General features: G+C 43.1%; 23 protein-coding genes. 21 read left to right on the plus strand and 2 right to left on the minus strand.

Going from position 1 to position 24,823, the window contains the following annotated elements:
• The first annotated feature begins 32 nt into the window (after positions 1–32).
• The 12 genes from tyrR (at position 33) to ACQEXS_RS01675 (ending at position 12,715) form a co-directional block, all read left to right on the plus strand.
• Positions 33–1,577 carry a transcriptional regulator TyrR gene (tyrR, locus tag ACQEXS_RS01620; RefSeq protein ID WP_427012571.1) on the plus strand — a complete coding sequence of 515 codons (1,545 nt, stop codon included), beginning with the start codon at positions 33–35 and terminating at the stop codon, positions 1,575–1,577.
• Positions 1,577–2,155, plus strand: a complete 579-nt coding sequence (rimJ, locus tag ACQEXS_RS01625) for a ribosomal protein S5-alanine N-acetyltransferase (protein ID WP_427012572.1) — start codon at positions 1,577–1,579, stop codon at positions 2,153–2,155. Before tyrR ends, rimJ begins: the two co-directional genes overlap by 1 nt.
• Before the next feature lie 2 nt (positions 2,156–2,157).
• Positions 2,158–2,742 carry an HD domain-containing protein gene (locus ACQEXS_RS01630; RefSeq protein ID WP_427012573.1) on the plus strand — a complete coding sequence of 195 codons (585 nt, stop codon included), beginning with the start codon at positions 2,158–2,160 and terminating at the stop codon, positions 2,740–2,742.
• A 14-nt stretch (positions 2,743–2,756) separates the two neighbouring features.
• The gene (locus ACQEXS_RS01635; protein WP_367988777.1) at positions 2,757–3,230 is read left to right on the plus strand and encodes a DUF2947 domain-containing protein; all 474 of its coding nucleotides are present in this window, start codon (positions 2,757–2,759) and stop codon (positions 3,228–3,230) included.
• 801 nt (positions 3,231–4,031) lie between these two features.
• Positions 4,032–4,628, plus strand: a complete 597-nt coding sequence (locus ACQEXS_RS01640; protein WP_427010275.1) for a GTP cyclohydrolase II — start codon at positions 4,032–4,034, stop codon at positions 4,626–4,628.
• 161 nt (positions 4,629–4,789) lie between these two features.
• Complete coding sequence (locus tag ACQEXS_RS01645) at positions 4,790–6,055, plus strand: imelysin family protein (RefSeq protein WP_427012574.1); 1,266 nt, start codon at positions 4,790–4,792, stop codon at positions 6,053–6,055.
• A gap of 83 nt (positions 6,056–6,138) precedes the next feature.
• Positions 6,139–7,527, plus strand: coding sequence for a di-heme oxidoredictase family protein (locus ACQEXS_RS01650; protein WP_427012575.1), 1,389 nt, complete (start codon positions 6,139–6,141; stop codon positions 7,525–7,527).
• Positions 7,528–7,535: 8 nt separating this feature from the next.
• Complete coding sequence (locus ACQEXS_RS01655) at positions 7,536–8,546, plus strand: imelysin family protein (RefSeq protein WP_427012576.1); 1,011 nt, start codon at positions 7,536–7,538, stop codon at positions 8,544–8,546.
• Positions 8,527–9,615, plus strand: a complete 1,089-nt coding sequence (locus ACQEXS_RS01660) for a DUF1513 domain-containing protein (RefSeq protein WP_427012577.1) — start codon at positions 8,527–8,529, stop codon at positions 9,613–9,615. The genes ACQEXS_RS01655 and ACQEXS_RS01660 overlap by 20 nt, the downstream gene beginning before the upstream one ends.
• A 94-nt stretch (positions 9,616–9,709) precedes the next feature.
• Complete coding sequence (locus ACQEXS_RS01665) at positions 9,710–11,263, plus strand: L,D-transpeptidase family protein (RefSeq protein WP_427012578.1); 1,554 nt, start codon at positions 9,710–9,712, stop codon at positions 11,261–11,263.
• Between the two features lie 181 nt (positions 11,264–11,444).
• Entirely contained in the window at positions 11,445–11,987 is a 543-nt protein-coding gene (locus ACQEXS_RS01670) for a DUF882 domain-containing protein (RefSeq protein ID WP_367988783.1), read from the plus strand.
• Between the two features lie 71 nt (positions 11,988–12,058).
• A complete protein-coding gene (locus ACQEXS_RS01675; protein WP_427012579.1) occupies positions 12,059–12,715 on the plus strand; it encodes an MBL fold metallo-hydrolase in 657 nt (218 codons plus the stop codon).
• A gap of 49 nt (positions 12,716–12,764) precedes the next feature.
• Here ACQEXS_RS01675 and ACQEXS_RS01680 read toward each other — a convergent pair whose 3' ends face one another.
• Complete coding sequence (locus tag ACQEXS_RS01680; RefSeq protein WP_427012580.1) at positions 12,765–13,445, minus strand: DUF2982 domain-containing protein; 681 nt, start codon at positions 13,443–13,445, stop codon at positions 12,765–12,767.
• 218 nt (positions 13,446–13,663) lie between these two features.
• On the opposite strand from ACQEXS_RS01680, the gene ACQEXS_RS01685 reads away from it, so the two are divergent.
• From ACQEXS_RS01685 to ACQEXS_RS01725, 9 genes are all read left to right on the plus strand, one after another.
• The gene (locus tag ACQEXS_RS01685; RefSeq protein ID WP_427012581.1) at positions 13,664–14,038 is read left to right on the plus strand and encodes a MarR family transcriptional regulator; all 375 of its coding nucleotides are present in this window, start codon (positions 13,664–13,666) and stop codon (positions 14,036–14,038) included.
• Positions 14,039–14,420: 382 nt separating this feature from the next.
• Positions 14,421–15,512: a TRAP transporter substrate-binding protein gene (locus ACQEXS_RS01690; RefSeq protein ID WP_427012582.1), complete on the plus strand. Its 1,092-nt coding sequence runs from the start codon at positions 14,421–14,423 to the stop codon at positions 15,510–15,512.
• A gap of 124 nt (positions 15,513–15,636) precedes the next feature.
• A complete protein-coding gene (locus tag ACQEXS_RS01695; protein ID WP_367988789.1) occupies positions 15,637–16,176 on the plus strand; it encodes a TRAP transporter small permease subunit in 540 nt (179 codons plus the stop codon).
• Between the two features lie 12 nt (positions 16,177–16,188).
• Positions 16,189–17,472 carry a TRAP transporter large permease gene (locus ACQEXS_RS01700; protein WP_367988790.1) on the plus strand — a complete coding sequence of 428 codons (1,284 nt, stop codon included), beginning with the start codon at positions 16,189–16,191 and terminating at the stop codon, positions 17,470–17,472.
• Between the two features lie 87 nt (positions 17,473–17,559).
• Positions 17,560–18,915: a cache domain-containing protein gene (locus ACQEXS_RS01705; protein WP_427012583.1), complete on the plus strand. Its 1,356-nt coding sequence runs from the start codon at positions 17,560–17,562 to the stop codon at positions 18,913–18,915.
• The gene (locus ACQEXS_RS01710) at positions 18,908–19,546 is read left to right on the plus strand and encodes a response regulator (protein WP_427012584.1); all 639 of its coding nucleotides are present in this window, start codon (positions 18,908–18,910) and stop codon (positions 19,544–19,546) included. The genes ACQEXS_RS01705 and ACQEXS_RS01710 overlap by 8 nt, the downstream gene beginning before the upstream one ends.
• Positions 19,547–19,917: 371 nt before the next feature.
• Positions 19,918–22,665 carry an EAL domain-containing protein gene (locus ACQEXS_RS01715; RefSeq protein WP_427012585.1) on the plus strand — a complete coding sequence of 916 codons (2,748 nt, stop codon included), beginning with the start codon at positions 19,918–19,920 and terminating at the stop codon, positions 22,663–22,665.
• Between the two features lie 86 nt (positions 22,666–22,751).
• Entirely contained in the window at positions 22,752–23,093 is a 342-nt protein-coding gene (locus ACQEXS_RS01720; protein WP_367988794.1) for a DOPA 4,5-dioxygenase family protein, read from the plus strand.
• 102 nt (positions 23,094–23,195) lie between these two features.
• The gene (locus ACQEXS_RS01725; RefSeq protein ID WP_427012586.1) at positions 23,196–23,798 is read left to right on the plus strand and encodes a 2OG-Fe(II) oxygenase; all 603 of its coding nucleotides are present in this window, start codon (positions 23,196–23,198) and stop codon (positions 23,796–23,798) included.
• 33 nt (positions 23,799–23,831) lie between these two features.
• On the opposite strand, the gene ACQEXS_RS01730 is transcribed toward ACQEXS_RS01725, so the two are convergent.
• Entirely contained in the window at positions 23,832–24,698 is an 867-nt protein-coding gene (locus ACQEXS_RS01730; RefSeq protein ID WP_427012587.1) for a patatin-like phospholipase family protein, read from the minus strand.
• Positions 24,699–24,823 lie beyond the last annotated feature (125 nt).

Below are 24,823 nucleotides of genomic sequence, written 5' to 3' on the forward strand. Positions count from 1 at the left end.
CATTTCCTGACACCTTAAACTAGGAATTTTCAGTGCGTCTAGAAGTTTTCTGTGAAGACAGACTCGGGCTGACTCGTGAGCTGCTTGATATTCTTGCTTCAAAAAATATTGATCTTAGAGGTATCGAAATCGATATTTCAGGGATTATTTACCTGAACTGTCCTGATATCGACTTTGATACGTTCAGTGAACTCATGGCTGAAATTCGTCGAATCTCAGGTGTTAATGACGTTCGCAAAATACAGTTTATGCCAATTGAACGTCACAATACTGAACTGATCTCTTTGCTAAACAACCTGCCTGAGCCTGTTCTTGCGATAGATCTCAAAGGTCACGTTGATATGGCGAATCACGCCGCGCTGAACTTATTCAATCACGATGAAGATGAGATGATTGGTATGCCAGTTGCGAGCTTGCTACCCACATTCAACTTTTCTAAATGGTCAGAAGGTAAGAGTACTCGTCAGCGAGATACTATTGTGATCAATGGCTTGGACTATGTAATGGAGATGACGCCCGTCTACATTACGGACGAATCCAATGAATCCGTATTAGCAAGTACGGTGATGATCATTCGCTCCGCTCAGGAAAAACCGGTATTCAATGATTCGCTTCCGCTACAAAATAACCTTGGTTTTGAGCATTTTGTCGGTGTTTCAAATCGTCATAAAGCGCTGATCACTCAAGCGAAAAAACTGGCGATGCTTGAACAACCTTTGTTAATTCAAGGTGAAACAGGCACTGGTAAAGAGATGCTTGCGCGTGCTTGCCACAATCGTTCACACCGAGCGTCAGAACCTTTTCTTGTTTTAAGTTGTGCGTCGATGCCAGATGACGTAGCGGAAACAGAATTGTTTGGTCATGCTCCTGGCTCGTTTAATCACGAACAGGGCCATAAAGGGATATTTGAGCAAGCAAATGGCGGCACTGTTTTTCTCGATGAAATTGGCGAGATGAGTCCGCATCTACAAATTAAGCTATTACGTTTGTTGCAAGACGGCACCTTCCGTCGTGTGGGTGAAGAGCACGAAATGCATGTCGATGTGCGAGTGATAGCTTCAACGCGCCATAATTTAGCTGTATTGGCCGAATCTGGAACTTTCCGTGAAGACTTATTCTATCGCTTAAATGTGCTTACTTTGGCCATTCCAGCACTGCGAGACAGAACGAACGATATTGGTCCATTGCTGGATTTGTTTATCTTGAAATACATCAAGCAACTGGATATTGCCAAACCAAAAGTGGATGAACATTTGGCGGATCAACTCGCTAACTATCAATGGCCGGGTAACATGCGTCAGTTAGAAAACATGGTGCTTAGAGCGTTAACTGAACTTGATTGTGACACGCTAACGATCGACTTGTTCCATTTGCCTCAAATGGACAGTAGTTCATCTAGCATACCAACGCTAAACATTGATGGCTCTCTTGATGAGATCATGAAAGATTATGAATCACAAGTATTAGAGCGACTATACCAGTCTTTCCCTTCGAGTCGAAAACTGGCGAAACGTCTCAACGTTTCTCATACCTCAATCGCTAACAAACTTCGTGAGTACGGAATCAGAAAAAGTTAATGGAACGAGTAAGTACGCCTTGTCAGGTTTATGAAACGGAAGGCAATGTGGTGCTGCGAACGGCCGAGCCGACGGATGCAGCGATGATTGTTGAATATTTTAATCAAAACCGTGAACACTTAAAGGAGTGGGAACCCACACGTGAAGAGGCATTTTTTACGTTGGAAGGTTGGACACGAAAGCTGATCAAATTGAATGAACTTCATCGAATCGGCTTAGGTTTTTACTTACTGATCCTCGATAAAGAAAGCGGCGCAATGCAGGGTACCATTTCTTTTAGCAGTTTATCACGCTTTCCACTCCATGCTTGTAATGTTGGCTATTCACTGGCCAAAACAGCGCAAGGGAAAGGGGTGATGACTACCGCTCTTCGACTTGCCGTGAATTACATGTTTTCGATACAGAACATGCACCGTATCATGGCAAGCTATATGCCCCGAAATAAACGAAGTGAAGCCGTCTTAAGTCGCGCTGGTTTTATGCAAGAAGGATTTGCGAAAGATTACTTGCTGATAAACGGCAAATGGGAAGACCATAATTTGACGGCCATCATTAACCCTGACTGGAAAGAGGGTTGAGTGTGACAAGATTAGAACAACAACTTGCATTGGTGATTGAACTTGATCAGTTGAAGTCTGTTTTACGTCGTACACGCGTGAAAAGTGCTGATGAAAGACTTGAAAATAGCGCTGAGCATAGCTGGCATGTCGCGTTAATGGCGCTATTGATGGAAGAACATGCCAACGAGCCAGTTGATATTGCGCGCGTGGTTAAGATGTTACTTCTGCACGATATTGTCGAAATCGATGCTGGAGACACCTTTGTTTATGATGCGGAGGCATCCTTAGAACAGGAAGCGAAAGAGTTTGCGGCAGCAGAGCGTTTATTTGGTATGCTTCCACCGGATCAAGCGGCGGAATTAAAGTCAATTTGGTGTGAGTTTGAGCAGGCCAAAAGTGCAGATGCTCGTTTCGCAAAGGCTCTCGATCGCATTATTCCAATGCTACTAAATTACCATAATCATGGGCGTAGTTGGCGTGAAAACAATGTGACCGCAGAACAAGCCCTGACCATAAATCGGAGGATTGATGATGGTTCTCACGCGTTATGGCAAAAAGCACAACAGTTAATCAATGAAGCGAGCGATAAAGGCTGGCTGAAGTAATTTAAGGATACTTAATGTCTTATTTACCTTTGGATGAATACCAAAGAAAATGGATTTTTACCCACCAATCAATGCCTGTGCCTGATGCTGACTTATCGTCGATCAAACCTATGTCTCAGGCAAGAGCTGCACAGTTATGGAAGGAAAATATCAGTGCGCAAAGTCCAGATGCAGAGCGCATGAGTTCAAGTGACTGGCCGATGAAGGCAAGTAATTGGTCAGAAACTGTGGATTGGATGGATGCTTGGGAATCGGACGATGACACTCTCCCTGAAAGCATTTCTGCTCATATTGATTGGCAAGATGATGTCACCGTTTATTTTTGCTACGAAAAGTACAATGTCATCGAAACTAAGTGGTCAGTATTTAAAAAGCATTGGAAAAACTTCTTATTCTATGATGATGGCCCTATTTTGATTGGTCGAAGACGAACGCAGGCTTTGTGGTTTGATTCAAATGGGCAAGTAAAACTAGGAAACCGTGAATAGAAAGAGAGCAGCTTAATCAAGCTGCTTTTTTTATTTACATGTATACCTTTGCCAATGTTTAATTATATTTTTTCTGAGATATGAAAATAGAAGAATAGAATTTAAGGCGCTTTTGGTCAGAATAAGTGATTAAATTTTAATCTAAGATCCAAGCACTTAAATGATCTCTGATTTGATCTTAAAGATCCTCATAAAATAAAAAGAAATCCATCGTTCATTCGTAAATATAGTGTGATTGTTATTCCACAAACTGTATTTTCTTGTGCAAGATTTATGCAAAAAGGTATCATTTTTAAGAGTAAGGTAAATTTTATGTCATTTAAGGGAAAGCAGTGGACACATTGATATCGCAATTAAAAAGAGACTTTTATGCGCAGATTAGCTCACTGCAAGCTTATACACTGCCAAATTCGAAGCCAACATTATCCTTGCTCACGGATGAAGAGTTAAGAGAGTTGGAAAATGTTTGGGTTGAGCTTTCGGTTTGGAAGAAGAACCAAACCCATTAATGGTGTGATCAAATAACCTTTCATTCTCCTGCATTTATCTATGCACTAAGCTTCTGAGACCTCAGTTTGTTTGATACAAACTGAGGTTTTTTATTGCCTCAAAAAATAATTGTTATAATATAACAATTGCTAGGGAGGCATTGAATTTCGTATTGATAGTCCCCATAGTTAGGACGTAGAAACCATTTACATGGCCAAGTGACCTCAGGATGTTAATACTTTCCAACTAGCATCATGAGATGACCTGGTTATTAAATGGAAAAATGAAAAGAAAGATTCAAGTGAGTAGAGCATGGCGGAAGTAAGAGCCAGGGTTGATTTTAAAGTCGGTGCCCAAAGTAATATTGATGCAGAATTACTGTCATTTAATGATCTAAAGACAGAAAAAGAACACGTCGCAGTTATCTTTAAGCAAGCAGACAAAGCGGAAAACATTCCCCTAGTGCGAATGCATTCAGAGTGTTTAACCGGCGATGTTTTTCATTCCTCTCGCTGTGATTGCGGTGAGCAACTTGAAGAAACCATCAATCGTATGGGGCAGTGTGGTGGAATCATTCTTTATCTTCGCCAAGAAGGGCGAGGTATTGGACTTTACAATAAAATCGATGCTTATCATTTGCAAAGCCAAGGTTTAAATACTTACGAAGCAAATAATCACTTAGGTTTTGGTGATGACTTACGTGACTTTTCTGAAGCTGCACAAATGCTACAAGCGTTGGGTGTCAATCGTATTCGTTTGGTGACAAATAACCCTAAAAAGGTGAAAGAGCTTCAAGAGAATGGCATCGTCATAGAAGAGGTTGTAAATACCTCAGCGCATTTGAAAGAAGGAAACGAAAGTTACCTGCAAGCAAAAGTCTCTCATGGGAAACATAATCTGAAACTTTAAAACATCATCGTATTGTTTGTTGATAAAAGCCTCACTTTTGTGAGGCTTTTTTCGTATTAAGGTTGCATTAAAATTGTAAATTTGTATGATCGCGAAACTAAAAGTGCAAATGATAATAATTAGCACTATTAATATAATTAAGCTCAACAAGGATGCTTTTCATGAAAGTTAAATCTCTTCTCTCGCGATCAATTGTAACGGCGATGGTTGTTGCAAGTAGTTCATCTTTTGCCGCGGAAGTGACAAAAGAACAAGTGGTTGAACACTATGCAGATCTCGCTCATGCGGTCTATGCAGATGCATTAACGACGGCAAAAACGCTTGATGCGTCCATCGAATCATTTCTAGCAGCGCCTTCTGCTGCAAAGCTAGAGCAAGTTAAGCAAGCATGGCTAGACTCTCGCGTACCTTACCAACAATCTGAAGTCTTCCGTTTTGGTAACGCGATCGTTGATGATTGGGAAGGGCAGTTGAATGCATGGCCGTTAGATGAAGGTTTAATTGATTACGTCGCTAAAGATTACTATCAACATGAGTTAGGTAACGAAGGTGCGAATGCAAACATTATCGCAAACCAGAAACTCGTGATTGGTGGCTCTACCCTTGATGTCACAAAAATTACGCCAAAGCTTATTGCGGATTTAAATGAAGTTGGTGGTTCTGAAGCCAACGTAGCTTCTGGTTACCATGCCATTGAGTTTTTGCTTTGGGGTCAAGACCTGAACGGTACTAATGCAGGCGCAGGTCAACGTGGTTATACCGATTTTGTTGTTGGTAAAGGCTGTACTAATGGTAATTGTGACCGCCGTGGTGAATATCTAAAAGCAGCAGCCGATCTGCTTGTTCAAGATCTAGAGTGGATGGAGAAGCAATGGTCAGCTGAGACAAAAGGTAATTACCGTGAAGAGTTACTTAGCGCAAGCGCTGAAAATGGCCTTCGTAAAATGCTGTTTGGTATGGGGTCTCTGTCATTAGGTGAATTAGCTGGTGAGCGTATGAAAGTGGCGTTAGAAGCCAATTCAACAGAAGATGAGCACGATTGTTTCTCAGACAATACGCACAATTCACACTATTACAACGAGCAGGGGATCTACAACGTTTACACCGGTAGCTATACCCGTGCAGACGGCTCGCAATTATCAGGGCCGAGTATCGCAGACTTGGTAGCGCAAAAGGATAAATCAGCAGCTAAAGGTATTCAAAAGCAGTTCGATGTGACGCGCACTCAAGTGGGGCAGCTAGTTAATGCTGCCGAGAAAGAGAATCAATATTTTGACCAATTGATTGCTGTCGGAAATGACAAAGGTCATGTTCTAGTTAACGAAACCATTATGGCACTCGTTGCTCAAACCGCTTCTATTGAACAAGCAGCAAAAATCGTAGGTATCGACAGTTTGAACCCGGATACCGCTGACCACGAGTTCTAATCAAAAAGACCTTACTGTCTCTGGGCTCCTCGTGAGCCCTTTGCTGTTTGTGAGCAAAACAAATATAACAAGAGAATGTCGCAATGAAGAAGTTGAGTTCCCCTTTATTACTTGCCCTTTTGACCGCTTCGACGACCGTGTCCGGCTATGAAGTGAAATCTGGTGGAAATACGACGGTTAAAAAGGAAGGGCCAAATGCCTTCTCGCTACCGTCGGCGAATTTGCCAATGAGTAAGCGGTTGGATTTTAGTGTCGGGAATAGTTTTTTCCGCAACCCTTGGGTTCAAGCTCCGGCTTCAACCGATGCCAGAGATGGGCTAGGGCCGCTGTTTAATACTAATGGCTGTCAAAACTGCCACATTAAAGATGGGCGTGGGCATCCACCTGAAGAAAATGATCTCCATGCTGTATCGATGTTAGTTCGCTTAAGTATTCCTGCGATGACACCTGAACAAAAGAAAGCATTCATTGTGGATGGGGTGATCCCAGAACCAACTTATGGCGGCCAATTACAAGACTTTGCTCTACAAGATCAAACACCGGAAGGCACCATTAACATTAAATACAGTGATGTGCCTGTAACGTTTGCCGATGGCACGGTAGTGACCTTGAGAAAACCACATTTAACCATCACAAATCTAGGTTATGGCCCAATGCATCCGGATACCCAGTTTTCGGCGCGTGTGGCTCCGCCAATGATTGGTTTAGGCCTTCTAGAAAGTATCCCTGTTCAAACGCTACAAAACTGGGCGGATGAAAATGACAGTGATGGCGATGGTATTTCAGGTAAGTTAAATCGTGTTTGGGATGTTCAAACGAAAGATTTTTCTATTGGCCGATTTGGTTGGAAAGCAGGGCAGCCGACATTGATGCAGCAAAATGCCGCCGCATTTAATGGCGATGTTGGCTTAACCAGCCGTTTGTTCCCTAATGAAAACTGCACCGCTAAACAATCGATCTGTGATGAGTTACCGAATGGTGGTTCGCCAGAAGTGAGTGACAAGATCCTGAAGTTCGTCGAGTTCTATTCTCAACATCTTGCGGTGCCATCGAGACGTAATATGGACGATCCTCAAGTTCAATTCGGGCAAAAACTATTCTCTCAATCTGGTTGTGAAAGCTGCCACAAAACAAGTGTCACCACAGCAAAGCGTGAAGATCTTCCTGCCTTGTCTGAACAGCGAATTCACCCTTATACCGACTTGCTCCTTCATGATATGGGGCCGGGTTTGGCTGATGAGCGTCCTGAATATTTGGCAAATGGTCAGGAGTGGCGTACGGCTCCTCTTTGGGGACTTGGTTACACGCAAGAAGTCAATGGTCACACTTACTTCCTTCATGATGGACGAGCGCGCAACGTATTGGAAGCAGTCTTATGGCACGGAGGTGAGGCGGAAGCTGCAAAGCAGAAAGTTCTGAAGTTTAACCAGAAAGAACGTGATGCCTTAGTTGCCTTTCTTAACTCGTTGTAAAGGATAAGATGATGATGAAATTGATGTCCTCAGTGGCGCTATTGAGCGCCGCAGTGATGAGTGCTCAAACTCACGCAAATGTTCATAGTAGCCATCAGGTTTATTTGGTTGAGCAACAGGCAGCGCAGACCTTTTCAAAGAAAACTGAAAATTTGGCCTCCGTGTTCGCCGATTTTTGTGCAACAGAAAGAAGCGATAGTGCACCAGTTACTCAAGCTTGGCATCAAGCGATGTTGAGTTGGATGGCTCTGCAAGGCCAAGAGCGAGGGCCTGTTGCTGCGTTAGAGCAGAGCTGGAATATCCAGTTTTGGCCAGATAAGAAAAACACGACAGGGAGAAAAATGGCGGCGTTGATCCGTCAAGATCGAGAATGGCTTCCTGACGATATTTCACAGCAAAGCGTGACAATGCAAGGGCTCGGAGCTATCGAGTGGTTACTGTATGATCCGGCGTCTGATTTACAAGTCAATTCCAAAACTTGCAAAACAGGGACAGTGATTGCGCAGAATTTGCAAAATAACGCGAAAGCCATTGCTTTGGCATGGAAAGAAAATCCATGGCAAGCACTTGATCAGGCTGGATGGTATGCAGAATACATTGCGCTGTTATCAAATCAACTCGATTACAGCATGAAAAAGCTCAGCCGACCAATGGCTAAGATCGGAAAGCCACGTCCTTATTTCTCGGAGTCTTGGCGTTCACAAACGTCACTATCTAACCTTAAATCTAACGTTGTGGCGATGGAAAAGTTGTATCTGGCCAACGGAAAAGGATTGGATGCCACTTTACGTGCTCGAGGCAAAATACAGCTTGCAGATAGCATTAAAACGCAGTTTGCAACTGTCCTCGAAACTTGGCCGTCGCAGAGTAGCTTATTTGGTCTATTGAAAAGTAAACCGGGATATCAAACCGTGATGGCACAGTTCAACAAACTTGAACAGCTTAACTACTTGATTCATGAAGAAGTGGCTATCGAACTTGGTGTAGTAATAGGATTTAATGCAACCGATGGTGACTGATTCAACACGAAGAATGCTGTTAAAGGCAGCCCTTTTTGGGGCAGCCGCTCCGGCGTTTTCTCTTCATGCTCAAAATAATGAACAAGGTAAAACTGCGGCCTTAATCGGATGCGCTATTCGCGGCCGCGACAAATTCTCTGCGGTGGTGGCCGATCAATTCGGTTGGCCGATACGGGAGGTTGCTTTACCTTCACGCGGGCATGGTGTCGCCATTAATAACAAGCGACACCATGCTGTCGTTTTTGCCCGCCGTCCCGGTGTTTATTTTTTAGTTTTTGATTATCAAAATGGTGAGACGATTCACCTCGCGGCAGCAACGAAAAACCGTCACTATTATGGGCATGGCGTTTATTCAAATGATGGAAAATGGCTGTATGTTACAGAGGGTGAACGAGGAACCAGCCGAGGGAGCATCGGTGTATATGATGTGGCAGCTGGATACAACAAAGTCGAGGAATTTACTGACTTTGGGATTGGCCCTCATGAAGTGATTGTGATGCCAGATGATTCACTTGCGATTGGTGTTGGTGGTGTTCATACCAATGGAAGAGAGCCATTAAACATTGACACGATGCAGCCTAGTTTAAGCTACTTAAATCATGAAGGGGTACTGCAGGATCAAGTTTCTCTTGAGGATCGTCATTTGAGTATTCGTCATTTGGCGCACGATGGTGCAGACACTGTGTTATGTGGTCAGCAATATCGTGGTGAGCCGGATGAATACCCTTCATTATTGGCGATGCATACGAAAGGTCAGCCAATGATGCCGCTAGAAGCAGAGCCGGAAGAGTGGGCTAGGTTTAACCACTACATCGCCAGTATTGCCGCGACAAACGAGTGGATTTTAGCGACTTCGCCAAGAGGAAATTGTTACGGCATTTGGTCGAAACAAACCCGCCAATTGATAGAGCTTGCGGCTCTGCCTGATGCATCAGGGGTCGTGGTTCAAGACGAGAGCTTTCGTATCAGTTCTGGAGCAGGCAGTGTTGTGACTCAATTCGAACCCAAAGTAAAACAATTACTTAATACTGGCACCCATTGGGATAATCACTGGTCTGCGATCGTTTGACGTTTCTCATAACTAAGACACTTTAATGCTATATAACGTTGCCTTAATTTAGACCTTTGCCATACTTTCGGAGAAGGCAAAAAACGGGGTGAACATGATTAAGGTTAGGTTGTTATTGTTGGTGTTTTTATGTATTCCAGTGCAGGCAAATGCACTGGAATATTTTGAGCATATGGGATGGATGAAGCCCAATGATAAGCTCGAAACCTTGATCCAGTATCCAGAGCTGGTGGAGCGCATCTATCGTAAAAATGATGCTCAGCTAATCTGGTTTGATTTACAACAAAGCAGTAAATTGGAATTTCAACTTGAAGTGATTCAACGTGCGGGCTTTAGCCCTATGTTCTCAAAACGTTTAAATCACTTGCAGTTTTACCGTAAAAGTAACCGCTGGTTTGAATATGATTTACTCGCAACAGATACGCTGATTGCCTACTTAAGCTACGCAGAACAGGCTTCAGCTATTGGCACTCATTGGTTCTTTGAAAGTAAGCTCAAAGGAGGGTTACCTCAACCGAGCCAAGCATCAATGACAGCGCTATATGCTGCTGTAGAAACGCAGCAAATGCGTGAGTTAGTTGAAAGTTACACGCCAGACTCAGATGGCTACGAGCAACTCGTCAATACTTATCTGCACTTACAGAAATACCATAAACTGGACTTGCCTCTCTATCACCAAAAAGGCCTAAAGCGTGCTGGCGATATACTAGAAGATCGTGAGGCTTTATTGGCTCGTCTAGAAGTTGTCGATATCGATCTTTCCAAAACGCCGCAGCACACATCTTGGTATGACAATGAGTTGGAAAAAGCGGTGAAGCGTTTTCAGAGCATCCATGGGCTTACAGCAGATGGCATCATTGGTCCATCAACACTCAAATGGCTTAACATGCCACCGGAATCTCGTTTGTCGACATTAGCTTTGAATGCAGAGCGATTACGACTATGGCCAATGCAACGAGATGCGTTGATCATGGTGAACGTTCCTAGTTTTGAGATGAAGTATTGGTATTTAGGTGAAGAAGTATTTGAATCCAAAGTAGTTGTTGGGCGTACAAGCCGTCAAACTCCCGTCATGACAACGAACCTTGACTCACTGATCCTTAACCCGACATGGAATGTTCCACGTAAGATTATGGTTGAAGATATCTTACCGAAAGTGAAAAAAGACAGTGAGTATTTGGCTAAACACAATTACCAAATTATTCCTAAATGGAACTCATATGATTCGATTGATCCGCAGGAGATCGATTGGTCTACCTTGGAGCCTCGTAACTTCCCTTACAAGATGCGTCAGATGTCAGGTAACTACAATGCGTTGGGTTTATACAAGTTTAATACTCCTAATGCTCGAGCTATTTACCTTCATGACACGCCGAGCAAATACTTGTTCAACAACTCACGTCGTGCCTTTAGTTCTGGATGTATTCGCGTAGAGCACGCCGATCAGTTTGCCTCTCGTCTGCTACAAAGTCAGGGGTTAGATCCACATCGTTTGTCACAATCAGAAGGCGCGCCTAATAAAGCGATCCCTTTGAAGAGACGTATTCCTGTGCACATTATTTATCAGACGGCATGGTTTGAGGAAGGGGTTGTCCACTACAGGGATGACATTTACCGCTTTGACAAATTCAGTTACACAAAAGGGTGAACTGCATTCAAGAATGAAAAAATCCAATAATTGGTAAAAAAGTCAGTAAAGTCAGGCGCTAACAAAATAAATTGTTAGCGCCTGTTTTTTTAGCACGATTTATGCATTTGAACTTCATAACTAAGTTAGGTAGTGTCGGCAATTCGGCACGTTTTGATTCGTTTTTGTGAAGGTTTATATAGTGCAGGTATCGCGTCGAGAATTTATTAAGTTAGCAGGAAGCGGGTTAGTTGTAGCCGCATGTACACCAAGCATGGCAATGGCAGCTAGTTCAGTAAAACCTCGCTCATTAGCATTGAGCAATCTCCATACTGGAGAGGCATTAGAAACGTGTTATTTTGATGGTCGTAATTACGTCGGTAAAGAGCTCGCCAGACTTAATCATCTGTGCCGTGACTTTCGTCGAAATGAAGTCTACCCAATGGACAAACGACTTTTCGACCAGATTTCCAAAATCCAATCTTTGTTAGGAACACAGGCGGAAGTTCAGGTTATTTCCGGCTACCGTTCTCCAGCAACCAATGAAAAACTCAGAAATCAATCAAGTGGTGTGGCTAAGAAGAGCTACCACATGCTGGGTCAAGCAATGGACTTTCGTTTAGACGGCGTGAACCTAAAACAGGTTCGTGAAGCGGCGATTAGTCTTAAGGCTGGTGGTGTTGGATATTACCCGAGTAGTAACTTCATTCATATTGATACTGGACCAGTACGTAACTGGGCATAACCTCACTGGTTGCAAAGGCATGGCGCTAGTGTCATAGTTCTGCCAGTTTCGATATGAATAAAGGTTTAACAATGGCACTTAAATATCAGGTTGTTCCTGTGACTTCGTTTTCTCAAAACTGTTCAATTGTATGGTGTGATGAAACCATGCAGGGCATCGTTATTGATCCAGGTGGTGACGTCAAACAGCTTGCGATGTTGATTGAAGAGTTAGGTGTAAAGGTTGTTAGCTTAGTTTTAACGCATGGCCATTTAGATCATGTTGGCGGAACTGAGCCATTGTCTGAAGCTCTAGGTGGCATTGAGATTATTGGCCCGCATAAGGACGATAATTTTTGGCTACAAGGTTTGGAAGGCCAAAGCCAAATGTTTGGTTTTCCGCTGACTCAACCATTTGAGCCAAATCAGTGGCTAGATGATGGCGACACGGTGACATTTGGTAACCAGACCATGCAAGTTCTACATACGCCAGGCCACACACCAGGCCACGTTGTTTTGTTCAGCGACGAGGCAAAGTTGGCCTTTGTCGGCGATGTTCTTTTTAACGGCAGTGTAGGGCGCACTGATTTCCCTAAAGGGGACTTCAATACCTTGATTGATTCAATTAAAACCAAACTTTGGCCATTAGGCAAAGACGTTCGATTTGTTCCGGGTCATGGCCCTGAATCGACATTTGGTCATGAACGCGCGACAAACCCATTTGTTGCTGACGAGATGCCTCTCTACTAACGCCTATTCTTAATGTATCAACAGTGGCGATTTTCCTTCGCCGCTGCTTTCATATCCGTTCGTCTTCTTCTGATTTCGCAGCAGCAAGGTAGCGCCTTGCCAATCCTACAAATTCTTCTGCTGGCCTATCTAAATCATTGGTCGAGATAAACACATCATAATCATAATATTGTCTTTGGTAGCGCATTCGGTTGGCGAGCATGGCATGTAATCCAGAAAACTCATTTCCTTGTGAGTTTACGTAAGGGCTAGAGTCTAAAACGATATCTTCAAAATGAGTGGTTTGTTTGACTTGTTTAGCTCCTAAGTAGAGCAGAGCTCGTTGGCTCAGCAGCACATCTGTGGCAATGCGAGGACAAATGCTCGTGATATACGGTGAGTAGTGTTTTAGCTTTATTCCTATCCATGGCATTGGTTGCTGCCAACCATCATTATCGTAATAACAGAGCCCAATTTTGCTAATGTTGATCCATTTAACAACCCAACCACCTTTAAACAGGTGTTGTTGGAAGTGGGTGGCGGTTAAGGTGAAGCGAACAATGCTGGTAATGATCAACAGATAACCAAAGCCGAGTAAGCAAGCTAGAGCAAACAGAGACAAGATTAACTGTTGCCAACCAGGGGCAAAGAGAAACAGAAAAAGCATGCCAGCAACGATAAAAGCCAGAAGAATTCTAGTCGTTGGGGAACGCCATTCTAAGGGATGATTGGTTAAGTGTATGGTCTCCATAGCTCACCAATAACTGTGATAGATAGTCTGCTTATATATTCAGTAGTGACAAAATAAAACCACCCTCTATTGATTAAATTGTAGTCTTACACAGCAAAATTGCGCATTTTTGCATCAGAAACCCCCTTGTACTCTGTAAATGGAAGCAAAATTTTGGTATAAAACGCGCTTCAAATTTTCACCACTGCTCCGTATGCAGTGAAATGGAGAAATACTCGATGAGACTTGCTCATAAGCGTAAAGTGCAGCTTAAACTGCAAAAGCGCATTAAAGCGACAGTTGCAAATGTTGAAGCAACAAAGAAAGCTAAGCCTGTAGTTGAGAAGAAAGTAGCTGCAAAGCCGGTAGCAGAGAAAGTAGTTGCGGCGAAAAAAGCAGTTGATGTTGCGCTAACTCCAAAGCAGCAACAAGTACTGGATATCGTTGTCGGTAACACTGAAGGTATCAATCCGAAAGGTATTGGTTTAGTTGCGGGTCAAGAAGAGTCGAAAGCGGCTTCTTGGGCAACAGGCGCTCTTAAAAAGCTACTTGAAGAAAACTTAGTAGTGAAAGAGCAACTAGCTGGCAATAAAGTTATCTATAAAGCAGTTTAATTGCCATTAGACAGTTAGTTAAAAAAGCCCCGATAAAATCGGGGCTTTTTTATGCAACCAGAACAATGTACTAGGACACTTTTTCTATGCCTTGTCACATTTCTACAATCTTCTGTTAATACTTTCTATCGCATAAATCACTACGTAATTTTGCGCTTGATTAGATGCCGTTACTTTAAAAATTCCCTATCTGTTAATCGTTTATTTTATTAGTGGTGAAAAGGCTACGTAAAAATACGTATTTCATTCATTGTGATTAATGACAGGCCGTATTCTCGTTTGCGTGTTCTCGCTGATTTCGTGCTGTTCATTAATGGCGCATTCTGTAGGTGAAACTGAAAGTACCTGGAAAGGAACGGTTAGCCAACAAAGGACGTGAACAATGAGTCTTATCCAAAAAACATTAAAACAAGTAATGAAAGGAACCATCGTCGCCGCTGCATTTGCATTAATGGCAACATCAGCGACAGCGGCAGAAAAAGTATATCGCTTAAAGCTTGCTGAAACATGGGGACCTAACTTCCCAGTATTTGGTGATGCGACAAAGAATATGGCTGCAATGGCAGAGAAGATGTCCAATGGTCGCTTGCAAATTCGAATCGACTCAGCGAATAAGCACAAGGCGCCTTTAGGTATCTTCGATATGGTCAAGTCGGGTCAGTATGATCTTGGTCATTCTGGCTCTTACTATTGGAAAGGTAAGGTCCCGAATACGCTCTATTTCACATCAATGCCGTTTGGTATGACACCAGCAGAACAGTACGCATGGTTCTACCATGGGGGCGGTATGGAGTTGATGGAAAAAGTTTACTCGCCACACAATTTGCTTTCATTCCCTGGAGGTAATACAGATATTCAGATGGGCGGATGGTTTCAAAAAGAGATTAACTCTGTGGATGACCTGAAAGGCCTGAAAATGCGTATTCCAGGTTTCGCAGGTGAAATTCTTGCAGAGCTTGGCGCTAAACCAACCAACATTGCTCCGGGTGAGCTCTATACCTCGCTAGAGCGTCGTACCATCGATGCATTGGAGTGGGTGGGACCTTCGCTTGATTTACGAATGGGCTTCCACAAAATTGCTCCGTACTATTACACGGGCTGGCATGAGCCGGGTTCAGAGCTTCAGTTCTTAGTGAATAAACGTACTTGGAATCGTCTTCCTGAAGATCTGCAAGAAATCCTACGCGTAGCAATGCGCACTGCTGCGTACGACATGTACACGCAAGCAACGCACGAAAGTGGGAAAAACTGGGTGTCAATCAAATCAGAATACCCAGACGTGCAAGTTAAAGGCTTTCCACCTGCTGTCATGAAAGAGCTAAAAGCTGCCAATGATCGTTTACTAGCTAAACATGCAGAGAAAGATGATCTAGCAAAAGAAATTCAAAAATCTCAAGCTGATTACCTGAAACAAGTCCGTTCATGGACTGATATTTCCCACCGCGCTTACCTAAACAGTCAGGCGCAACAATAACTGTCCCAATAGCGGGAAGCCCAAGAAAGATACCCATTTGACTCATCCCTTGTGGGTATCACTATAAAAAAGCTCCGCTAGCACTGCTAAGCGGAGCACCTTTCTAAGTTCCATGGAGTAAGGAATGAGAAGTCTTATCTATATTGAGCGATTATTTAACCGTTTCGGAGATTTTCTTGGATGGTTATCAAGCATCCTCTTCATCCTGCTGCTCGCTAACGTTGTCTATGACGTGGTGATGCGTTACGTGTTTAATGATGTGTCCATTGCATTTCAAGAGATGGAATGGCACCTGTTCTCTGCGGTATTTCTACTCGGAGTGCCTTACGCCATTAAATCTGGTGGTCATGTTCGAGTTGACCTGTTCTATGAGCGTTTATCCCACAAAGCTCAAGCCATTATCGATTTACTCGGAACCTTGTTGTTCCTATTCCCGTTTTGTTTATTGGTTGCCTGGTATGGCATTGATTTCGCCAAAGAAAGTTATGCTTTAGGAGAAACGTCAGGCGACCCGGGAGGCTTGCCTTATCGCTGGATTATTAAGGGGATGATTCCACTGTCATTCTTATTTATGGCAATCAGCGGTGTTGGCTTACTTCTCCATTCTTTGAACAAGATTTTTAATCCTCATTTGGTTCACGCCAATTTAACCGGTAAGCAGTAAGGAGCACTGAAAATGATCGGTATTGTGATGTTTTTTGTTGCCCTATTTGCCTTGTTATTAGGGTTCCCGGTGGCGTTTACCTTTGGTGGTATCGCGTTGATATTTGGTGTTTGGGCTGAAGGTATGGACATGTTTGCTTTCATGCCATATCGAATTCAATCCATCATGGAAAATACGGTGCTAATGGCAGTGCCTTTGTTTGTTTTTATGGGGTTAGTCCTTCAGAAAACACGCTTAGCAGAGCAGCTACTTGAATCAATGGGGCGCTTATTTGGCGGTGTTCGAGGTGGTATTGCTATCTCAACGGTTTTGGTTGGTGCGCTGCTCGCAGCTTCAACGGGGGTAGTTGGAGCGTCAGTGGTTGCTATGGGGCTTATCTCATTGCCTGTGATGCTTAAGTACAACTACGACAAAGGCTTGGCCTGCGGCACGATTTGCGCCTCTGGCACATTGGGTCAGATCATTCCACCATCGATTGTGTTGATTCTATTGGGAGATGTACTCGGCGTACCTGTTGGGGATTTATTCCAAGCCGCAGTGTGGCCGGGTTTGGTGCTAGTTGGGGCGTATGTTATTTACATTTTGATTTACGCCAAGCTTAACCCTGAAGCGGCGCAGCCGATTCCAAGCGATGACTCTGTTAGCCGCCGAGAAGAGGTGATTGCAGCGCTTAAAGCAGTGGTTCCACCACTAGCGCTTATTGTTGTCGTTTTAGGCTCAATCTTTGCTGGGGTTGCAACGCCAACAGAGTCTGCAGCGTTAGGTGGCGCGGGTGCAATTGTGCTTGCTCTGCTATACAAGCAATTTAGCTGGAACATGGTTTATGAGGCCGCAAAAGAAACCGTGAAAGTAACGGCTATGGTATTTGCCATCTTGCTGGGTGCAACTGCGTTTTCGATGGCGTTTACTTACACCGGAGGTGATTATCTGGTTGAAGAGTGGATGATGCAGTTGCCGGGAGAAAAATGGGGTTTCCTCATCATAACCATGTTGGTGATTTTGGTTTTAGGCTTCTTTATCGATTTCGTTGAAATCTGTTTCATTATTGTGCCCATTTTAGCGCCAGTGGCTGAGCTTATGGGGATCAATATGACATGGTTTGCTATCTTAGTTGCCATGAATCTACAAACATCGTTCTTAACCCCACCGTTTGGCTTTAGCCTGTTTTATTTAAAAGGCGTGGCGCCACGTGGCGTAACAACGCGTGATATTTATCGTGGCGTGATGCCTTTTATCGCGATTCAAGTTGTGGTTCTTGCCAGCTTGTTGGCTTTCCCAGGATTTTATGGAATGTGATATTTCCATTACATCTGGATAACAACAAATGGTACAGTTGAACTGCTCGCCGACATGGTGCGAGCAGTTTTTTATTGAGGAGAAGGAATGCCTCTAAAAGCAAAACTTATATTGCTCACACTGATACCACTGTTGATCGTGACTGCCAGTATCAGTTGGATATCGGTGTATCAAGCAAAAACGCTGGGCGATCGAGAGATTGAGATCTTCAGAGCGAGCTTGATCAAATCTAAAGAATCTGCGTTAAAAGACAGCGTTGATCTGGCTTTTGACGCGATCTCCCATGTTTATAATGATCCCACTCTTGATGAAGTACGTGCCAAAGCGGAAGTCAGAGCCATTCTCACCAAATTACGTTATGGAAAAGACGGTTATTTCTTTGCTTACGATCGCAACGGGACCAATTTAGTCCATCCGATCTTACCGGAACTGGTGGGCCAGAACCTACTGCATATCCAAGATGAAAATGGTGATCACCTTATTGAAGCGCTGTTGCAACAGGCCCAAAGTGGTGGCGGGTTTCATCAGTATCTATGGCAAAAGCCCTCGACAGGAGAAACGGTCCCTAAGCTAAGCTACGCAGCTTGGTTGGAAAAATGGCAATGGATGATTGGAACAGGATTGTATATTGAAGATGTCAGTTTAGAAGTGGCGAATATGCAGTCAGAGATCAACAAAAACATCGAAACCACATTTTTCTCTCTTATCGTGATTGTGGTAGTGACGGTGGCGGTTATTGTCGTTCTGACATTAGCGATTAATTTGCATGAGCATCGAATTGCCGATAGAAGCCTAAAAGAGCTGGCCCACAAAACAGTAATGTTTCAAGAAGACGAAAAAAAGCACCTTGCCCGAGAGTTACACGATGGTATAAACCAACTTTTAGTATCGAGTAAATGCCACCTTGAACTGCTAGGCCACAAACTTCAGGAAGAATCTCAACGGCAGCATTTAGCCAAATCACAAAACTCGCTGATGACTGCGATTAATGAAGTCAGACATATCTCGCATAAACTCCGACCAAGCGCACTGGATGATATCGGTTTAGAGGCCGCTTTAAATACACTACTGCAAGACTTTAAAGCGCATTCCGGTGTAGACATTGAAACCTTATTCGATACTCAGCCGGGTAAGCTAAAATCTGAAGTAGCGACAACCTTGTATCGAGTTGCGCAAGAGTCATTAACTAACATTGAAAAGCATGCCCATGCCACGACAGTCACTGTGATCTTGCAGCAGTTAGGTAATATGCTGCAACTGATGATCCGTGATGATGGTGTCGGTTTTCATGTTAATGACGCATTAAGGCAGAGAGGGATTGGCCTGCGCAATATGCGTGAGCGCGTAGAGTTTTTAGGTGGAGAAATAGAGCTTTCTAGTGAACCTGGATTTGGTACTGAAATCACCGTGTTGTTGCAGTTAGATGGACTTGTATATGGATAAACCGATCAAAGTGGTGATTGTTGATGATCATCAAGTCGTATTAGATGGCTTCATCGCTCGATTAGAGATGGAGCCGGATATTGATGTCGTTGGTACAGCCAGTAACGGCATAGAAGCATTAGATGTTGTGAAGCGTTTGCTGCCAGATGTGATTCTGATGGACGTAAGCATGCCGTTGATGAATGGCATAGATGCAACAAGAGTTATCAAAGAGGAACTGGTTGATGCTAAGGTTTTAATGTTAACCATGCATGACAACCGTGAGTACATCATGAAAGTGATGCAGAGTGGTGCCGTGGGTTATATGTTGAAAGAAATTTCGGCGGATAAAATGGTTCAGGCGATCAAAACGGTGAATCAAGGCTCGACCTACTTTTGTGAATCTGTCGCTCAAACCTTATTTACTCAAGAGATCACCCCAGCAGCACAAAAGCCGAATCCACTGAGTCGCAGAGAGGAAGCGGTGTTGAAACTGGTTGCTCAAGGTTGTAGTAGCAAGAAAATAGGAACCATGCTTGATATTAGCGCGCGCACGGTGGAAACACATCGACAAAACATCAAGCATAAGCTTGATTTACATAGCACGGCTGAATTAGCAAAGTATGCCATTGAGAAGGGCTTGATTGATTAACCTCGGTAGTGTCACTTAGCCTCAGTGGCTGATTATTCCTCCCTTAATTTTACATAGCTGTCCACTGAAACTGGATTTGTAGAGGCATCGTCTTTTATCAATATGATGCCTGTGACAATGAACTCCCTATCTTCAGAGCCTGTTGCAGTTAGTGGGTTTTGTGACTGTCTTTGTCGGTGTGGCTATTACTAACTATAAACCGGATCCATCACTCACTTTTGTTGAGGATCTGTGACTGAATGAATAGATTAGACGCATTGAAAACAGTTTTTAGTCATAAAGTTTAATAAATTCCGATTTATATCAAACAAACTATAGTGTTGAGTCATCTAAAATCGCAGTATATATATAAAAAACACTATAATTACACTATGTCTATTCGAAGCATATCTCGTTTTGGTGTTCTAACACTGAAGACGAAAACGGCACTTCTCTTTGCTACCGGACTGCTCAGTATATTGCTGAGCAGCCTCTTCATTACACGATATTTTTTCTTATTAAGTATTGACCAGCTTGAACTGGATCAGATCGTCAAGGCTAACCGTCAGGCAGAGTCCGTTATAGAACGCATTGTTGAAGCACAAAACGAACGAGCTTATGACTGGGCCCATTGGGATGAGTCGTATTTGTTGTTAAAACAAGGGGACCCAGGGTATTACGATCGAAACTTAGGTCTATCGACATTGGATACACTTGGTTTAGATCTGATTGCGTACTTACAAACCGACTTTACGGTGACAGAGTCACTTTATCGGAACATGGATGGAAAAGGTTTTGAGCTGCTCTTGGAAGCCTTCTTGCGTTCAAAAGGAATGAACGCCCATATTGCAAGAATGAAAACGGTTTTGGATGGAGATAAACACGGTATCTCAGGAATTATTAAAGGGAATGGTGAACTGTGGATCATTTCATTGACACCGGTGCGCGATAGTGAAGGTGAATCTGAAATGGTGGGTTGGCAAATATGGGGACAGCATCTGTCATACCGCTTTCCACATGAATACAGCGGCATTCTTTCTGCTGAAAATGAAATATTGTACGACCAGCAACATGATATTAAGTCGACGGATGAGCATTGGTTGTTAGATTCAGGAATATTCGTTCATAAAGATGACCAAATTCTCTCTGCTCATTCTCCACTTGTCGGTCTAGGTGGTGAAACCCTTGCAATTTTACATACTGAGGTGCCAAGAGCGTTCTATTCAAAAGGAAATCGCTTATTCTTGCGCCTTATCATCATTGTACTGGCTGTCGCGATTGCCATCACTACCGTCACGGTATTTTTATTTCGAATCCAAGTCGGAAACCGGTTTAAACACCTAGAACACGGGATCACTCGGCTTTTTGATGGAAATGAATTGCCGGAGCGAAAAACTAAAGATGAATTTGAACGAATTACTGAGCTAGTTTCACACCTTGCGCAATCTTCAAGTGTCAATGAAGACAAGCTTTCAGAAACGCTACAAAAGTTTGAAGCGTTATATCAAAGCCAAAATATGGGAATGATGCTGGTTGTTGATAAGGTGATCGTGGATTCCAACTTGGCTGTTGAACAGATGCTTGGTTACAAAAAGCATGAGTTACAATCAATGTCACTTGAAAACTTATGTGCTGCTCAAGCACCGCATCATTGCAAAGTGGAAGATATGTATGCAGCGATAGAACAGGGGCAGCGAGAGTTTGAGGCTGAATTAAACTGCAAAAATGGTGAGTTAACACCATGTCACATTGAAATCTCAGTGATTGAGCTACAGTCTGGACAGTCATTAATGCTATCAGTTAAAGACTTAAGTGAGCAAAAACAACAGCAAGAATTAATTCAAACACTCACGACGAAAGATACAATGTCTGGCTTTTTGAATAAGCCTGCCACTATCCAGCATATTGAACGCAGCCTCGTTGAGAATGAACAAACAGGTACTTTCGCTGTGCTCTATATTACCTTTTCACGCCTAAGTGAAACGGCGGAAGTCTATGGGCTAGCCTTTTATGATCGTGTTGTGAAGCACTTAGTTGAAAGCATTAAGTCTAATGTTGATTGCAACCAAATTGGCCGCGTTAGCGAGCACGAGTTCCTTATTATTGCTAATAACCACTGTAATACAGACGCGCTATGGCAGATTGGTGAAACGCTGGTGGAGCGGTACGGAAATCGGGCTGCTATCGGTGGTATTGAACTTGAACTGGGTATGAAAGCAGTGATGGTTGATAATGAATACGTGGGGGCAAACTTTGAGTCACTTTTACAATTAGCACAATATGTCACCAACCGATCGCAGCACTTTGGCGGGAAAAAGCTGCAGTCAGTTGATTCTGCTTTATTGCGTGAGGCTCAGAATGCCCAAGCGATTACTCGTGATCTTCTGGGTGCCGTACAACGGAATGAGTTTTTTGCCCATTTCCAACCTATTGTTGATTGCAGTAGCCAAGAGATCAATGGCTTTGAAGCGTTAGCCCGTTGGGTCCACCCTGTGCTTGGAAATATTTCTCCTGCTGTCTTTATCCCGCTTGCTGAAAAACAAAAACTGATTGTTGAAATCGGTGAGCAAATATTGGAGCAAGCATGTCAATTTATCTCCGAGATCAATAACAAGACAAATGGTGTGACCGCAAAACCGCTGACGGTGCACGTTAACCTATCAAGCCCTCATTTCTACCATACGTCTCTGGTTAGTTACTTAGCATCGTTAATCGAAAAATATTCGATAAAAAGTGGCCAGCTGACACTCGAAATTACAGAAAGTATGTTGATGGTTGGGGAAAGCGACGTCATTGAGAGAATGGCGCTTATCAAGCAACTCGGTGTTCACTTGGCGCTCGATGATTTTGGTACGGGCTACTCTTCATTCAGTACATTATGTACGTTCCCTTTAGATGTTGTGAAACTTGACCGCTCATACATCGATCAACTAGAACACAATGAAAAGGCTCGAACGTTAGTTCGAAGCATTGCTTCTATGTCACATGAATTGGGGCTAACTATTGTGGCTGAAGGGGTTGAAACTTCCTCCCAATACAAAAAACTGAAAGTTTGGAATATAGATGAAGTTCAAGGATTTTATTTCTATAAACCAATGGGAGAAGGGGACGCTAAGTCTTTGATTATTGAAAAAGATTAAACAAAGTGTAAGGAATGTAAGTCTCGGGGATATTTTTAAAGGCTGTTGTTATGATGGTTTTTTAAACCTCAACAGACCATCCCGTTATGTCTTACCCTCAAAACCGTCATGATTTCTATCATGCCCATGTGTATTTTTGTGAAGAAAGTTGTGAGTTTGCAAGGGCGCTAAGAGAAAGCATCTTTTCAGAGCTCAATTTAAAGGTGGGTAATTTTAATTGCCAACCAGTCGGCCCTCATACGAAATGGAGCTTTGAGGTGCACTTTACGCGACAAGAGTTTGAGCGCTTTATTCCTTGGTTGGAACAAAGAAGAGCGGGGCATTCTGTTTTAGTTCATGCAGTCACAGGGGATGACTTATTAGATCATACTGAATTCGCTTATTGGTTAGGTCATCCTGTCCCCCTTAAACTTGCTTTGTTTCAGTAGTCAGTAGTCAGTAGTCATTTGTCGTGTCGATTACTAACGTGAATTGTTCGTTTGCCTATCTTGGCATATATAAAGCGCCCGAATTTCTTTCCGAGCGTTTGAATGAACAAGTTAATCGATGCACTGGCAACCCAAGGTTATTACATTTGGGACGATTTTATTTCTCCTGAGCAAGTAGCTGAATTAAGAAACTCTATTCCGGATGAATGGAAAAAAGCTCGCATTGGACGCAATGAAGAAACGTCAAGAGAAGTGACGATACGCAGCGATAAGATCCAATGGCTCAGCAGTAATATGGGTGCCGCTGTAGCAAGTTTTCTTGAGAAGATGGAACAGATCCGCCTTGAGGCGAACCGACATTTTTTTCTTGGTTTGTTTGAATATGAAGCCCATTTTGCGAAATATGAAAAAGGTGACTTCTACCAAAAACACCTGGATTGTTTCAAAGGCAATGATAATCGCCGTTTAACCACGGTGTTTTATATGAATGAGCATTGGAATGATGAGGATGCCGGTGAGCTTAAAGTGTATGATTTGAAAGATAATCATATTGCTACCATCCCTCCTAAAGCGGGGCGGTTATTTGTCTTTTTGTCTGAACAATTTCCTCATGAAGTACTACCAACGAATACGGAACGCTACAGTATTGCGGGTTGGTTCCGGGTAAATGGAGTGCAAGGGAATACGCTCGATATTGCAAACTAGAGAAAAAGGTCGCTGTATCGGCGACCTTTTTAGTTAGATACAGAAGTGACAATTTTCATCGGTTAAACCGTGAATGCCCTGTTGTATTTGTAGATGCTGTTCTCCAGCCTCAAGCCCCATTTGGTAGCCATGCTCTAAAATACGTTTATTTTTAGTTAGCCTTTGCACCGCAAACTGTTCGGGTGGAGCGATGACGCGCACGATCGCGTCTGTTGGAGGATGGCGGATAAACTCCAGTGATTGATTATAATTCTCCGCGCGTTTTGCTAATGCACTTGCTACATGAGGGTAATCTGCCAATACCTTTTGCATTAACCAATCGAATTTTGGTGCAGGCATTTCATAACTTATCGGGTGAGATAGAATAACCGTAATATCTTTTGCACCTCGGCGATACGCTTCTTTTACAGGAATTGAATCGGCAACCCCGCCATCGGTATAACATCCTCCTGAAAAACAAGGAACAGTTTTATAAGCGATCGGAAGTGCACAAGTTGCTTCGAGAATACGCTCAAGATTGTCTAAATCTAGTTGGTAATAATCGGCGTTTCCGGTATTGATATTGGTTGTAGTTGCAAGCATTGGGTTTGCATGTCGCACCTTTTCAATATCAAGAGGGTAGCGACGGTTAGATTCTTCGATAAGCCACTTTACATCGACCAAATGCCCACCCTTCACAAATCTGGCGGGATTTAAAAAGCGTTTGTCAGTCGCAAGTTTCGTGATGACATGGTAACTCCGTTTTGGTTGATGGGCGAGGTAGCCCACTAAGTTAGATACACCCGCAGAAACACCGATAGAAAAATGATAAGGGTTGTAATGTTTGCGCATAAATGCATCTAAAACGCCACTAGCAAAAATGCCTCGCATCGCACCACCTTCAACCACTAGAGCCTTCATCTTCCTGTTCCTAAGTCTGACTATCAATGTGATCAAGCATACCGATGGCAACGTAAGACGGATAATAGAAAATATTTATCATTTGAATAGGTTTCAACGATGGGATGATGAAGAAATTATCATAG

It is taken from the genome of Vibrio sp. TRT 17S01 (assembly GCF_050113695.1).
In the GTDB taxonomy this organism is placed as follows: domain Bacteria; phylum Pseudomonadota; class Gammaproteobacteria; order Enterobacterales; family Vibrionaceae; genus Vibrio.